Origin of the sequence: Catellatospora sp. IY07-71, assembly GCF_018326265.1 — a bacterium.
Lineage (GTDB): Bacteria > Actinomycetota > Actinomycetes > Mycobacteriales > Micromonosporaceae > Catellatospora.
This window is the reverse complement of sequence record NZ_AP023360.1, coordinates 6,680,762-6,693,429: the sequence shown is the minus strand read 5'-3', so window position 1 is coordinate 6,693,429 and position 12,668 is coordinate 6,680,762. Positions and strand designations below refer to the sequence as shown.

Here is a 12,668-nt window from a genome sequence, read left to right as displayed (position 1 = left end):
TGCTGGTCAGCTCGGGCGTACGTAGCCGGCCAGGGGCATGACGTCGATGTACTGCATTCGCACGACGTCGCCGGTGTGCGGTGCGTGGACCATCACCTTTCTGCCGTTGACCTTCCCGACGTACATGCCCATGTGGTGCAGGTTGTCGTTCGGGTAGAAGAAGACCAGATCACCGACGATGGGTGTGCTCACCCGCTTGCCCTCGGTCCACTGGGCCTTGGTGTAGTGGGTCAGCTCCACACCCGCCTTCGCCCACGCCCATTGGGTCAGGCCCGAGCAGTCGAAGGTGTCCGGGCCGTTGGACCCGAACACGTACTTCTTGGCGATCTGCCTGCACGCGGCGAGCGCCGCGGTGTTGCCCTTGCTGGACGTGTTGTCCTGCGTACCCAGCGCGGGCACCGGGCACAGGTTGCCGATCTTCAGCGAGCCGCCCGGACCGCCGCTGCCATACGCTTTCAGCCGCAGGGCCGCGAGCCGCTGCAGGTCGGATTCGATGGCCTTCTTCTTCGCCGCCATGTCGGCGTCCTTCTTCGCCTGGTCGGCGATGACCTGGTCGAGCTCGGCCTTCTGGAGGTCGAACTCGGCCTTGACCTCGGTCGTCTTGGCGATCTCCTGCTGCTTGGAGTGCGCCAGCTGCGTCAGGATCGACAGCTGCCGGGCGAACTGCGCGGGCGACCCCGTGGACAGCAGCGAATTGATCTCCTGGGTGCGGCTGCCCTTGTAGTATTCGGCCGCGATGGCGCCGACCCGGGCGCGGCTGACCTGGACCGTGAGCCGCAACGGTGCGAGCTTCGCGTCCAGTGCGGCGGCCTTCTTCTTCAGTTTGTCGAGTTCGGTGTGGACCTGGTTGTACTCCTCGATCACCGGTTCGAGCTTGTTCCACGCCTCGGTGAGCTGAGCTTCGATCTCAGCGGGGGTCGGTTCGGCGTGCGCGGGGACTGCTGCGAGCAGTCCGGCCGTCAATGCTGCCACCACGATCAGCACCCGCGCGAACGGGCGCGACGCGGTATGGAGGGGGGACACCGGATCTCCTTTGCCGCCGACCGCAGCCGGCGGTCGGGGGTGAGCCCGGCGGCGGTGACCGCCGCGGGGTCGCAAGGGGTGCAACCAGGCGTACGCGGCAGTTGGTCACCAACCCTAGGAAAAAAGGCGAGCCGGTTTCAACCGGAGTGCAGGAAAACTTCGCTGAGCTGCTGAGATGTCACGCACCGTCAGGCTTCGGGTCAGGCGTGACGGCGCTCGGCGCATCGATGAACCTCACGATGTCTGTTGCCGGTCGGTTGCGGCGGCGGCCCGGCGGCCCGGTGGCCGTGTCGGCTCAGGCCGGTGGCCGCAGGCCGGCGAGGGTGACGGCGACGAGCCGGCTGAGCGCTGCCTTCGACGTCATACCCCCGGCTGCCCGCAGGGCGTTGAGGCAGAATCCGGCCAGCTCCGGCGCGGGTACGTCATCGCGCACGTCGCCCGTGCGTACGCCGTCGGCGAGCAGCTGGGCGACCAGCGCCTGCAGGTGCTGGTGAGCGTGGGCCACGTGCGGGCCCTGGTGCAGCATCGCGGCCATGTCCCCGCCGTGCTGCGCCTGGCAGATGCGGGCGTACGTCTCCAGGACCGTGACCAGTGCCCGGCCTGGGTCGCCTGCCTGCTCGCGCACCGCCTGAAGCTGATGTAGGTGCGCGCCGACCTGCCGTTCGTGCCAGGCTCGCAGGATCGACTCGACGTCGGGGAAGTACTTGTACAGCGTGGCCCGGCCGATGCCGGAGGCCTCGGCGATCTGCGACATCGTCACCGACGCCACCCCGTGCGCGGCCACCAGTCCGGCGGTGGCGTCCAGCACCGCCTCGCGCACCGCGCTGCGGTGCGCGTCGATCGTGGCATCCCACAGCTTCGGCACCCCTCGATCATACGAGACGTACGGGCGCGATACATAGCGTCTTGTCTAAGACACTGTGTATCGTTAAAGTCTGCTCCAGTGACGAACTCATCGTCGCCCTTCACGACCAGCCGGAGAACCAGCCATGACCGAGCCGCGCACCGTCGATGACCGAGCACCCAAGACGCCCCGCTGGGTCAAGATCTCAGCAGTGGTCGTCCTGATCCTGGCCGCAGCGTTCATCGCCATCCACCTGACCGGCGAAATCCCGTCCCACGGCGGCCACTGATGCCCATGCGACCACGGCTGCGTAAGGCCGCCCTGACCGCGCACGTCACCACCTCGCTGGGCTGGCTCGGCGCCGTCACCGCCTTCCTCGCCGTCGCCGTGGCCGGCCTGACCAGCACCGACCCGGCTCGCGCCCATGCCCTATACCTGGCCGCCGACGTGATCACCTGGGCCGTCATCGTCCCCCTGGCCCTGGCCTCGTTCACGACCGGCGTCATCCAGTCTCTCGGCACCACCTGGGGACTGGTCCGCCACTGGTGGGTCATCGCCAAACTCGTCCTGACCATCCCCGCCACCGGCCTGCTACTGCTGCACACCCAGCCCATCGGCCGCCTGGCCGACCCCGCGGCCACCACCATGATCGCCGCAGGCGACCTCCACGGGCTGCAGGTCCAGCTCGTCGCCGACGCCGCCGCCGCCATCGCCGTCCTGCTGGCAGCGACCGCACTGGCGGTGTTCAAACCACGCGGCATGACCACCTACGGCTACCGCAGAACCCGACCCGCACCCGCATAGCCGGCACGGCAGGTTCGGCCGGCTACGCCAACCCCGCCGTCAGGACCGGTGCCGGTCACAGAAGCAGGTGGGCGATACCGATGGCGGCCCCGGCGGCGATGTACCAGGTGTGCCGTGGTGCGTGGTGCCGGAGCTCGGCCGGGCTTAGTGCTGGGCTGGTTGGAACAGCTCGATGGGGTTTCCGGCGGGGTCGTCGAATACGGTCTGGCGGCCGCCGGGCCCGGAGATGATCTCGTTGCGGAAGCGGACGCCGGCGGCGCGCAGCCGCGCGGCTTCGGCGTCGATGTCGTCGACGATGAGGTGGATGCGGTTCCAGCCGCCGGGTTGTGGTGTGCGCCCGTCGGGCATGGGGCGCCCGGCCGAGCTCTGCGGCCCGGACAGCAGCAGGCGCAGGTTGCCGCGCCGGACGTCGGCGAACGCGGGCGGAAAGTGCGTGCCGAGGGTGAAGCCGAGGTGGGTGGTGTAGAAGTCGACTGCGGCCGGTACGTCGTCGACGAGGTAGCGGACGTGCACGGTGGAGTCGTCGTGGCTGTTCATTTTCCCTCCGGTGGCTGCGGTTCGGTCAGGGCGTGGATCAGGAAGCCCACGCGTTCGGCGAGTTCGGCGGCGACGCGTTCGAACGCGGGGTAGCCGTCAGGGTCGCGGGCCGGGTCGGGGATGCTCCAGTGGGCGGTGCGCCGGGCGGGCAATTGCGGGCAGGTTTCGCGTAGCCGGTCGCACACGGTGATGACGTGGTCGAACTGTGTGCCGGCGAAGACGTCGAGGTGTTTGGGCTGGGCGGCGCTCAGGTCGATGCCGTGGGCGGCCATGACCGCGATCGCGTGCGGGTGGACGGGTTTGGGCTGGCTGCCGGCGCTGAACACGGCGACCGATCCGGCCGTGCGCCGGCGTAGCAGTGCCTCTGCCATCTGCGAGCGGGAGCTGTTGCCGGTGCACAGGAACAGCACTCGCCCGGCCGCCGGGGTGCTCGGTGCCGGGGGCCGGACCAGGCCGAGTGCGGGGTGCAGGGCGCTGCCGGTGGCGGCCAGCTGGGCCGCGCACAGGGCGAGGTCGAGGCGGTAGTAGGTGTCGCGGCCGTCAGCGCTGCTGCGGCGGCCGGTGACGAGGCCTGCGGCGCGCAGCTGTGCGAGGTGGTAGGAGACCAGGTTCTGCGGCTGGTCGAGCATCGTCGTCAGCTCATGTACGCGCCGGTCGCTGGCGGCGAGCTCGGTCAGCAGCTGCCAGCGCAGCGGATGCCCGGCCGCCCGCAGAAACCCTGGCGTCTGGGTTCGAGCAGGTACCACCACCCCGCCAGGATACATCAAATCCATTTGATGTATCGAGCCGCGACGAGGCAGCCCTCGACAACGAGATCGAGTACCTCCTTCGTCGCCGCGGGCCTGCCGACCCCGGCGCCTGATCAACATCGATCAACGGCGGGCCGCGCGACAGCATCGGCGCAGCCCACGATCAAAAGAACCGCAGCCACAGGTAAGGCACACAGATCGCCACAGTGATCACGGTGACGATCAGGCCGTACTTCGTGAACTCCCAGAAGGTGATCTTCTTGCCGGCCCGTTCGGCGATGCCGAGCACGACGACGTTCGCCGACGCGCCGATCGCGGTGGCGTTGCCGCCCAGATCCGCGCCCAGCGCCAGCGCCCACCACAGCACGTTGCCCTGTGGCGTCCCGTCGGCGCGGACGAGGTCGGCGACGATGGGGCTCATCGTCGCGACGTACGGGATGTTGTCGACGATGGCCGACAGCACCGCCGACCCGCCGACCAGCAGCACGGTCGCGCCCCACAGCTTGCCCTCCACCGCCTGCGTCGCCGCCTGCGACAGCTGACCGATGACACCGGTGTGCACCAGCGCGCCCACCATGATGAACAGCCCGGCGAAGAAGATCAACGTGTGCCACTCGACGTCTCTGGCGATCTCGTCCGGATCGAGCCGGGAAGCAGCCAGCAGCATCAGCCCGCCGACCATCGCGACGACCGACGGCTCCAGATGCAGTACCGAGTGCAGCATGAACGCACCGAGCACCGCAGCGAGGAAGACCAGGCTGACCGTCAGCAGCCGCGGGTCGCGGATCGCTTCGCGCTCACGCATCGCCATCACCGACGCCACCTTGGCGCTGTCGTGGCGGAACGCGTCACGGAACAGCCACCGGCACAGCCCCAGGAACACCACCAGCAGCACCAGCACGATCGGGGCCATGACATTGAGGAAGTCGTTGAACGTCAGCCCCGACCGGCTCGCGATGATGATGTTGGGTGGGTCGCCGATCAGGGTCGCGGTGCCGCCGATGTTGGACGCCATCACCTCGGCGATCAGGAACGGCGCCGCGGGCAGCCCCAACTTGTCGCACACGAACAGCGTCACCGGAGCCACCAGCAGCACCGTGGTCACATTGTCCAGACCGGCCGACGCGACCGCGGTGATCACCACGAGGATGACCATCACCGGGTACGGACGCCCACCGGCGCGTTTGACGGCCCAGATCGCGAGGTACTCGAACAGGCCGGTGCGGCGCAGCACGGCCACGATCAGCATCATGCCGATCAGCAGGAAGATGACGTTCCAGTCGATGCCCGATTCCTCGGAGAAGAACGCGTGCTCGGCATCGGTCGCGCCGATCAGCAACATCAGCACCGCGCCGCCGAGCGCGACGGCGACCCGGTGGATCCACTCGGTGGCGATGAACACGTACGCGACGGCGAACACCGCCACCGCGAGCCAGGCCTGCACGGTCATGCCGGCATCACCCGGTCGAGCAGCCCGTGCAGGGTCACCGCGCCCAGCAGGCGGCCGTCGTCGACGACGGCGACCAGCGGGCTGCGGGTGCGGGCCATCAACGCCGCGATCTCCAGCGCCGTCGCGCCGGGCGCCACCACAGGCAGCTCCGACGGCTGCGGCGGCAGCAGCTCCCGCACCGTGCGCTCACCGAGCTCGCGGATGAACACGTCGGCCGCGGCCTCGTCGACCAGCCGAGCCAGCAGTGGATCGTCCTGGCAGTACGACGGCACCGCCAGCCGCAGCACCTGAGTGCCGGGCAGCACCGCGAACGGCACCCCGCGCCCGTTGACGACGATCAGGCCGGGCAGGTCGGCGTCGGCCAGGGTCCTGGCGGCCTCGATGGCGGGGGTGTCCAGGGTGACGCTCGGCCAGGGCACGAGAAGATCGGCAGCACGCACGAGAGGGGTCCGTTTCTGTGGTCGGCGATGTGATGCCGTCCAGACTTCCCGGCGCTCCTGGCCTGACCCTATCGAACGTGGCGCTGCCGGATCAAACGCTGCCCGGCCGAACGGCGCCCGGCTGAAGGCGGCCGGCGGTCAGGCGTGGGACTCCGTTGGGCCACCCCGGCAGCCGGGCGCGCCGTTGGGGCCCAGGAATCCCATCACCTCCCCGGTGCGCACCTCAAGGGTGAGGCCTTCGATGCCGCGGCGGGTGCCGTAGAACTTGGTCAAGTCCTCGGCCCGTACGGCGATGTCGTCTGTCATGCTCCACAGCATCTGCTTGCTCCCGGCGTGGGTTCCAGGTCGAGACTCGACCGTCTTCGGCGCGGCCACGCTGCCGGATGTCGGCAACGTGGCCGCGTCGCAGCTGCTCAGTAGGTCAGCAGCAGCGGCAGCGTCAGCGCGTAGACGGACAGCAGCACGGCGCCGTCGCCGCGGGTCAGCCGCAGCCCGCGGCGCAGCAGCGCCCAGGCCAGCAGCGCGGTGAACATCATCGCCGTGAGCAGCACAGCCGACGCGCGGGCGACGTTGTCCATGCCCGCGGCGAACCCGATGAACGCGCCACCGGCGAGGCTGTTGAACAGGTTGCTGCCGAACAGGTTGCCGACGACCAGGTCGGTCTCGCCGCGGCGCTGCGCCTGGATCGTGGTGACCAGCTCCGGCAGCGACGTGCCCAGCGCCACGAGGGTGAAACCGATGATGATCTGTGGGACGCCGAGCTCCTCGGCGATCGCGGAGGCGTTGGCGACCAGCAGCTGCGCCCCGCCGAGTACACCGGCCAGGCCCAGTACGGTGCGCACCGGCTCGAACCAGGTCGGGGCCTGCTTGGCCGGTGCGACGACCACGGCTCCGCCTTCGGTCTCGAACTCGGCGACTTCGGCGGTCAGTTCCTGGTTGCCGCCGCCCCTGGCCCACCGGACGAGGACGAACAGCGCCGCGGCGGCGCAGACGGCCAGCAGCAGCGCGGTCAGCGGCGACAGGCCGGCGTAGGCCAGCACTGCGAACACCAGCACCGACCCGACGGCGAGCGGGACCTCGCGCCGGACCACGGTCGAGTCGACCGCGAACGGCGTGATCAGCGCGGCGATACCGAGGATCAGGGTCAGGTTCAGGATGTTGGACCCGACGATGTTGCCGACCGCGATTCCGGTGTCGCCGCGTGCCGCGGCCAGCGCGGACACCAGGAACTCCGGCGCGCTGGTGCCCAGGCCGATGACGACGACGCCGACGACGACCGGGCTGATGCGCATCCGCGTGGCCAGGCGTGACGAGCCGAGCACCAGGTGGTCGGCGGCGAAGGTCAGCAGCACGAGGCCTGCGACGGAGAGCAGGATCTGCAGGGGCATGAGGTGGCTCCGCTGTCTGGTCGAGGACGACGAGGGGACTTGCTCGCCGACCAGACTTCCCGGCACACCGGCCCATACCGTAGCGCATACCCGCCGCATTGCGAGCGAGCGTCACCGGCCCGGGCGGTCTCCACCGCTCACCGCACAGGCCCCGCTGACGCTGGGAGCCACCGTGCCTGATGCTGTGCCCGGCCCGCTGTCGGGGCCGGGTCACCACTGAGGGACGAGCGGCGGATCCGGTTCGTGCCGCCGCCAGGCTTCGGTGAGGCGGGCGAGGCGGGTGGGCGCGGCAATGCCGAGCACGGTTGCGATCCTGCCGTGGGTGACCTCGAACGTGACGGCGCCGACCACGCGGTCGCCCAGCACGAACAGCACGGCGGGTCCGCCGTTGACGGCCGCGTAGTGGACGGCGGGTGTGCCGCCGGCCAGCCGCCGCTTCGCGGGGGTCGGCTTGAAGCCGGCCCGCGCGACGGCGGCGATGCGCGGCGCGGTGTCGTGGCGCAGCAACGTCTCGACCAGGCCCGCGCCGTCGGAGATCGCGGTCGCGTCGTCGGTGAGCAGCGCCACCAGGCGGTCGGTGCGGCCCGAGGACGCGGCGGCGAGGAACTCTTCGACGACTCTGCGCGCGGCCACCGGGTCGACGTCGCCGCTCCGGCGGCGCTCGGTGGAGATGCGGCGCCGGGCCCGGTGCAGATGCTGCTGACTCGCGGACTCGGTGATGTCGAGGATCTCGGCGGTCTCGGTATGGCTGTAGGAGAACACCTCGTGCAGCAGGTAGACGGCCCGCTCCGGCGGGGACAGGCGCTCCATGAGAATCAGCATGGCCAGGGATACGGACTCGCGCTGCTCGGCGGTGTCGGCCGGGCCGAGCATCGGATCGCCGTCGAGCAGCAGTTCGGGCAGCCAGGCGCTCGCGCTGCGTTCTCGGCGGGCTTGCGCCGAGCGGAGCCGGTCCAGGCACAGGTTGGTGGTGACCTTGGTCAACCAGGCCTCGGGCACGGTGATCCGCCGCCGGTCGGCGGCCTGCCAGCGCAGGAAGGCGTCCTGCACGGCGTCTTCGGCGTCGGCGGCGGAGCCCAGCAGCCGGTACGCCAGCGAGGCCAGCCGGTCGCGGCTGGCCTCGAAGCGGCTGACGTCGAAGCGATCAGCGGTGGTGCCGTCCACGCGAGGCACCCTACGCGGCCGCGCGACGGTCCACGGCGAACGCCTGCTGCGCGGGGGCGAGGTCGCGTCGGCGCTTGGGCAGGCCGAAGGTCGGATGGGAGGTGGTCCACAGTGACAGCTGCACGATGCCGGCCTTGACCCGTGCGGCGTTCCGGCCGGCCAGGTAGTTCGCCTTTGCCCGTCCTCGGCCGTCGACCGGCTGCAGGATGCCGTCGTGCCGCCCGAGGCTGATGTGGTTGCCCACGTAGTCCAGCTTGACGTTCGCGATCTTGCGGCCGGTCAGGCGTCCTACGATCGCTTTCATGGCCTGCCGGCCGGTGTAGCCGGCCGAAGCGCACGACATCGGCAGCGGCCTGCCGTTGTCACCGACGGCGTGGACGCTGTCGCCGGCGGCGTAGACGCTGGGGTGCGACAGCGACCGCATAGTACGGTCGACGACGATCTGGCCGTTCTCGGTGACTTCGAGCCCGCTGGCTGCGGCGATGGGGTGGATCGCGAACCCGGCGGTCCACACGGTCGCGTCTGAGGCCAGCGTCGTGCCGTCGGCGCACAGCACCCGCGTTGCTTCGACGGCATCGACGCCGGTGTGCTCGACGACGGTGATGCCCAGCCGATCGCAGGCCCGCCGCAGGTGCAGGCGGGCCCCGGCACTGAGCCGGGCGCCCAGCTCGCCGCGGGCGACCAGCGTCACCGACAGGCCGGGCCGGGACTCGGCGAGCTCGGTCGCCGTCTCGATGCCGGTCAGCCCGTCCCCGACGACCAGCACACGGCCGCCCTCACCTTGCCTGTCCAGGGCGTCCAGGCGCGCCCGCAGCCGCAGCGCCGCCGGACGGCTGGTGACGTGGAAGGCATGCTCGGCGACGCCGGAAACGCCGTGGCCGGCGACGGCGCTGCCGAGCGTGTAGAGCAGGGTGTCGTAGCCGATCTCGCTGCCGCCGTCGGCCGTGGCGACGGCCTGGCGTTCGAGGTCGATGGCGGCGACACGGGCCAGGTGCAACCGGATGCCGGTGCCCTTGAACACGTCGGCGAGCTTGGGGGCCGCGATTTCCTGGCCGGCCGCCAGCTGGTGCAGCCTCAGCCGCTGGACGAAGTCGGGCTCGGCGTTCACGACGGTGATCTCGGTGTCCGCAGGGGACAGCCGTCGCGCCAGGTTTCCTGCCGCGTAGGCCCCGGCATAGCCGGCGCCGAGGACGACGATGCGGTGCTTCATGCCTTGCTCCTGTCGGTTCGCGTTCGCTCGGGAATTGAGCGGGACAGCGCCCCGATTGCTGACAGGAACGTCCTGTGCCATCGGTCACAGGACGTCAGGGCGTTCGGCGATGCTCACGACGCGCGCGGCACGGGTGCAGGTCGCCTGATCCTGCTGGACGTCATGGCATGTGGCCTGGCTTGTGTATCTCGGCGCCGCGGGACGGGCCGGTGTAGACGTCCTGTGACGGGTCGAGGGTGCTGCGGCTGTGGCTGCGTCGCGCCACGACGAAAAGCGTGAGTGCGACCAGCAGCGCTGCGACGGCCAGGACCCAGATCAGAAGTTCCATGTCCGCACGGTAATGCCACCCGGCCACTGCCGCCGCACTGTGATGGGCCCGCCCGGGCGGGCCCATCACATGGAAGGCGGCAACTGCCATCCGCTCGGTCAGCGGCTGAGCCCGGCCTGGTCGATCCGGCGGTGGTAGCGCATTCCGGCGCGCCCGCCGAGGACCGCGCCGAGCAGTGCCACCGCCGCCAGCACGACCGCCGTCACGATTCCGGCAGCGGTGAGATCGCCCTCGTTGACCGGCAGCCGCGGGAAACCGTTGAGCCGCGACAGGACGTCGTACTGGTCTCCCAGGACCGCCCCGGCCACCGCCACCACGACCGCGATCAGGACCGACCACAGCCACACCGCGACGCCCTGCTTCGTGCCGTCGAAGCGGGCCATCCGGCCGGCCACATAGCCTCCGCAGAAGTACGACACGAACAAGATCACCAGCAGTGCGACGATCCCGGCTATCCCGATCGACGCGGCGGTGTCGGTGACCGCGGTCGTGGCGTCCTGCACCACGCTGTTGTCCGCGGCCGCGAGCCCGAGCGCCGTTCCGGCCGCGGCCAGCAGCGCCGTCAGCAGCACCGCCGTACCCATGGCGGTCAGCCAGCCGAAGAAGGCCGAGCCGAACTTCATCCCGCCGAAGCGGTCGTGTTCGCGGGTGATCACCATCTCGCGCTGCTCGCCGACGCGGTACGTCTCGACGGTCTCCGCCGGTCGCGCATCACCGACCTGCTCGCCGCGAGCGGGCCCTGTCTCATAGTTGGCGCTCATACTTCTCCACCCCCGTGTATGCCCTATCGCGGATGCCGTACCCGGAGCTTGACCGATCAACACCCCGAATTCAGCCGATCTCACCTCCTGAACAGGCATTTCTTGGGGCAGGAGCCGGATCGGCAGGATCCTTCGTCCGTACACTTGTTCAACTAAGTTGAAGGGCGCGGGCGATCGCCGGTCCGGCTGCCCGGCCGCCGCCGGCTTGACCTGCGGCGGCCGGGGGTGTCTCCGCCACGCTACGGCGTGGCTTGTCTCGCCGTTCTGCCGTGATCCAGCGGCTCGACGGCGAACGGCCGGCAGGCCGTCATGGTCGCCTCCGGCTCCTCGGTGAGATTCGCCGATTGCCGCGCATCAGGCGTAGATGAACCAGTAGCCCGAGGGGTAGCTGCTGCCGGTCGGGTACCAGACGCACTGGAGCGGGCCGGTCCAGCCGTAGTTCTGGATGCCGTAGTTGCCGATCCGGACGCACTCCGAGTAGTCGTAGACGACGCCGCGAAGGCTGGGTGTCGCGTGCGCCGGCGTGGCTCCGACGAACACGGTGGCACCCACCAGGGCCGCCGCTGCGATCGCCATTTTGACTCTGCGCATCTTCCCTCCATCGATAGAGCGGTTACCCAAAGCATAGATAACTGGCGATTGATTGGCCTTGCCCGTCCCGGCAGTTGGGTCAGCCTCGTGCGTGGAACCGGATCCTTCATCGGAGACGACGTCCACGGCTCAGGAAGGCTCGGGCGGCCACGAAGCGAGCGGCCGCAGGGCGAGGAAGGCGGCGGCGAGCCGCACCGCGCCCGCGATGAGCCACGGCGCGGCGAGTCCCCACCATCCGGCGACGAACCCGCCGAGCAGCGCGCCGAGGGGCTGGGTGCCCCAGGCCATGAGCAGCCCGACGCTGCTCACCCGGCCCATGAGCGCGGCGGGCACCATCCGCTGCCGCACGGACGACGACGACACGTTCCACAGCGACGCACCGAAGGACGTGACGCTCGCGAGCAGGGTCAGTGTCAGGACGTCACGGGCGAACAACCCGAGGGCGATCATCGCGACCGGTGTCGTGAAGATCGTGATGGTGACCGTGCGGCGGCTGCCGAGCGTGGCGACGATCCGGCCGCTGAGCAGGCTGCCCAGCACCCCGCCGACCCCGGTCAGCGCGACCACCACGCCGTACGCGGCGTCGCTCACGCCCAGCCGTTCACGCGCGAACAGCACGAAGGTCGCCATCGCCATGAAGTTGGCCAGGTTCGCCGCTCCGGACAGCAACGACAGCGTGCGCAACAACCGGTTGGAGCCCAGCCACCGCACGCCCTCACCGATCTCGACCCGCAGGGTGCGCCGCCGGCCGGGTTCGGTACGTGCGCGGATACGCCACACCAGCGCAGCGGACACGGTGAACGTCGAGGCGCACAACCACAGCGGCAGCGAGGCCGCCAGCGAGAACAGCAACGCCCCCAGCGGCGGCCCCACGAACATGCGGTTGGCGAACACCGTCGCGTTCTGCCTCCCGTTGGCCCTCTCCAGATCCCGCGCGCCGACGACCGCCGGCACCAGCTTCTGCGCCGACACCTTCACCATCGTCTCGGCCAGCCCCACGGCGAACGCCACGGCGTACAGGACGGCGACCCCGCTCACCGCGGTCAGCGTCACCGCGGCCAGCGCGCCGAGCAGCAACGCCTGAGCGACCTGGAATCGGGCCATCGTCCGGCGGGCGTCCCACCGGTCGGCGAGCGCCCCGGCCGGCAGCGCGGCCAGCAGCCAGGGCAGCGTGCCCCAGGCGGTCACCCCGGCGATCAGCCGGGGGTCCGATGTCATCGAAGCGGCCAGCAACGGCAACACGGCGACGAACGCGCCGTCGCCGAGGGTCGAAACGGCGCTCGCGGCCCACAGCAGATGCCAGTCCCGGCGTGGGCGGCGCACGGCGTTCGGCACGGTATCGGTCATGGTCATGTTCGGGATGCTGAGCCGACCGGCCC

General features: G+C 70.3%; 16 protein-coding genes. 2 read left to right on the top strand and 14 right to left on the bottom strand.

Going from position 1 to position 12,668, the window contains the following annotated elements; translation table 11 throughout:
* Positions 1-6: 6 nt before the first annotated feature.
* Together CS0771_RS29710 and CS0771_RS29705 are read right to left on the bottom strand one after the other, a co-directional pair.
* Positions 7-1,023 carry an NlpC/P60 family protein gene (locus CS0771_RS29710; protein WP_212844078.1) on the bottom strand — a complete coding sequence of 339 codons (1,017 nt, stop codon included), beginning with the start codon at positions 1,021-1,023 and terminating at the stop codon, positions 7-9.
* 295 nt (positions 1,024-1,318) lie between these two features.
* Positions 1,319-1,888 (bottom strand): TetR/AcrR family transcriptional regulator, encoded by a 570-nt coding sequence (locus tag CS0771_RS29705; protein ID WP_212844077.1) that lies wholly within the window; start codon positions 1,886-1,888, stop codon positions 1,319-1,321.
* 124 nt (positions 1,889-2,012) lie between these two features.
* Between CS0771_RS29705 and CS0771_RS29700 the strand changes: the two genes are divergently transcribed.
* Both CS0771_RS29700 and CS0771_RS29695 read left to right on the top strand, forming a co-directional pair.
* Positions 2,013-2,156 carry a hypothetical protein gene (locus tag CS0771_RS29700; protein WP_212844076.1) on the top strand — a complete coding sequence of 48 codons (144 nt, stop codon included), beginning with the start codon at positions 2,013-2,015 and terminating at the stop codon, positions 2,154-2,156.
* Positions 2,156-2,671 carry a DUF2269 domain-containing protein gene (locus tag CS0771_RS29695; RefSeq protein WP_212844075.1) on the top strand — a complete coding sequence of 172 codons (516 nt, stop codon included), beginning with the start codon at positions 2,156-2,158 and terminating at the stop codon, positions 2,669-2,671. Before CS0771_RS29700 ends, CS0771_RS29695 begins: the two co-directional genes overlap by 1 nt.
* A 144-nt stretch (positions 2,672-2,815) precedes the next feature.
* Here the strand turns inward: CS0771_RS29695 and CS0771_RS29690 are convergent, their stop codons facing one another.
* From CS0771_RS29690 to CS0771_RS29635, 12 genes are all read right to left on the bottom strand, one after another.
* Positions 2,816-3,208, bottom strand: coding sequence for a VOC family protein (locus tag CS0771_RS29690; RefSeq protein WP_212844074.1), 393 nt, complete (start codon positions 3,206-3,208; stop codon positions 2,816-2,818).
* Positions 3,205-3,957 (bottom strand): ArsR family transcriptional regulator, encoded by a 753-nt coding sequence (locus CS0771_RS29685; protein WP_244871110.1) that lies wholly within the window; start codon positions 3,955-3,957, stop codon positions 3,205-3,207. The genes CS0771_RS29690 and CS0771_RS29685 overlap by 4 nt, the downstream gene beginning before the upstream one ends.
* Before the next feature lie 163 nt (positions 3,958-4,120).
* Positions 4,121-5,407 carry an SLC13 family permease gene (locus CS0771_RS29680; protein WP_212844072.1) on the bottom strand — a complete coding sequence of 429 codons (1,287 nt, stop codon included), beginning with the start codon at positions 5,405-5,407 and terminating at the stop codon, positions 4,121-4,123.
* Positions 5,404-5,826 carry a CBS domain-containing protein gene (locus tag CS0771_RS29675; RefSeq protein ID WP_244871109.1) on the bottom strand — a complete coding sequence of 141 codons (423 nt, stop codon included), beginning with the start codon at positions 5,824-5,826 and terminating at the stop codon, positions 5,404-5,406. The genes CS0771_RS29680 and CS0771_RS29675 overlap by 4 nt, the downstream gene beginning before the upstream one ends.
* 159 nt (positions 5,827-5,985) lie before the next feature.
* A complete protein-coding gene (locus tag CS0771_RS29670) occupies positions 5,986-6,153 on the bottom strand; it encodes a hypothetical protein (RefSeq protein ID WP_305835348.1) in 168 nt (55 codons plus the stop codon).
* 107 nt (positions 6,154-6,260) lie between these two features.
* On the bottom strand, positions 6,261-7,235 hold the full coding sequence (locus CS0771_RS29665) for a calcium/sodium antiporter (protein WP_212844070.1): 975 nt from the start codon (positions 7,233-7,235) through the stop codon (positions 6,261-6,263).
* Positions 7,236-7,445: 210 nt separating this feature from the next.
* A complete protein-coding gene (locus CS0771_RS29660; RefSeq protein ID WP_212844069.1) occupies positions 7,446-8,399 on the bottom strand; it encodes a sigma-70 family RNA polymerase sigma factor in 954 nt (317 codons plus the stop codon).
* Between the two features lie 10 nt (positions 8,400-8,409).
* A complete protein-coding gene (locus tag CS0771_RS29655) occupies positions 8,410-9,609 on the bottom strand; it encodes an NAD(P)/FAD-dependent oxidoreductase (RefSeq protein WP_212844068.1) in 1,200 nt (399 codons plus the stop codon).
* Positions 9,610-9,769: 160 nt separating this feature from the next.
* The gene (locus CS0771_RS29650; RefSeq protein ID WP_212844067.1) at positions 9,770-9,937 is read right to left on the bottom strand and encodes a hypothetical protein; all 168 of its coding nucleotides are present in this window, start codon (positions 9,935-9,937) and stop codon (positions 9,770-9,772) included.
* 98 nt (positions 9,938-10,035) lie between these two features.
* Positions 10,036-10,698, bottom strand: a complete 663-nt coding sequence (locus tag CS0771_RS29645; protein WP_212844066.1) for a hypothetical protein — start codon at positions 10,696-10,698, stop codon at positions 10,036-10,038.
* Positions 10,699-11,052: 354 nt separating this feature from the next.
* Positions 11,053-11,289 carry a hypothetical protein gene (locus CS0771_RS29640; RefSeq protein WP_212844065.1) on the bottom strand — a complete coding sequence of 79 codons (237 nt, stop codon included), beginning with the start codon at positions 11,287-11,289 and terminating at the stop codon, positions 11,053-11,055.
* Between the two features lie 129 nt (positions 11,290-11,418).
* Positions 11,419-12,642, bottom strand: a complete 1,224-nt coding sequence (locus CS0771_RS29635) for an MFS transporter (RefSeq protein ID WP_212844064.1) — start codon at positions 12,640-12,642, stop codon at positions 11,419-11,421.
* Between the last annotated feature and the right edge of the window lie 26 nt (positions 12,643-12,668).

Excerpts from the sequence above, each read along its gene's own strand:
- CS0771_RS29700 (WP_212844076.1), top strand. The coding sequence starts at position 2,013 with ATGACCGAGCCGCGCACCGTCGATGACCGAGCACCCAAGACGCCCCGC.
- CS0771_RS29695 (WP_212844075.1), top strand. The coding sequence starts at position 2,156 with ATGCCCATGCGACCACGGCTGCGTAAGGCCGCCCTGACCGCGCACGTC.
- CS0771_RS29690 (WP_212844074.1), bottom strand. The coding sequence starts at position 3,208 with ATGAACAGCCACGACGACTCCACCGTGCACGTCCGCTACCTCGTCGAC.
- CS0771_RS29680 (WP_212844072.1), bottom strand. The coding sequence starts at position 5,407 with ATGACCGTGCAGGCCTGGCTCGCGGTGGCGGTGTTCGCCGTCGCGTAC.
- CS0771_RS29670 (WP_305835348.1), bottom strand. The coding sequence starts at position 6,153 with ATGACAGACGACATCGCCGTACGGGCCGAGGACTTGACCAAGTTCTAC.
- CS0771_RS29665 (WP_212844070.1), bottom strand. The coding sequence starts at position 7,235 with ATGCCCCTGCAGATCCTGCTCTCCGTCGCAGGCCTCGTGCTGCTGACC.
- CS0771_RS29655 (WP_212844068.1), bottom strand. The coding sequence starts at position 9,609 with ATGAAGCACCGCATCGTCGTCCTCGGCGCCGGCTATGCCGGGGCCTAC.
- CS0771_RS29650 (WP_212844067.1), bottom strand. The coding sequence starts at position 9,937 with ATGGAACTTCTGATCTGGGTCCTGGCCGTCGCAGCGCTGCTGGTCGCA.
- CS0771_RS29645 (WP_212844066.1), bottom strand. The coding sequence starts at position 10,698 with ATGAGCGCCAACTATGAGACAGGGCCCGCTCGCGGCGAGCAGGTCGGT.
- CS0771_RS29640 (WP_212844065.1), bottom strand. The coding sequence starts at position 11,289 with ATGCGCAGAGTCAAAATGGCGATCGCAGCGGCGGCCCTGGTGGGTGCC.
- CS0771_RS29635 (WP_212844064.1), bottom strand. The coding sequence starts at position 12,642 with ATGACCATGACCGATACCGTGCCGAACGCCGTGCGCCGCCCACGCCGG.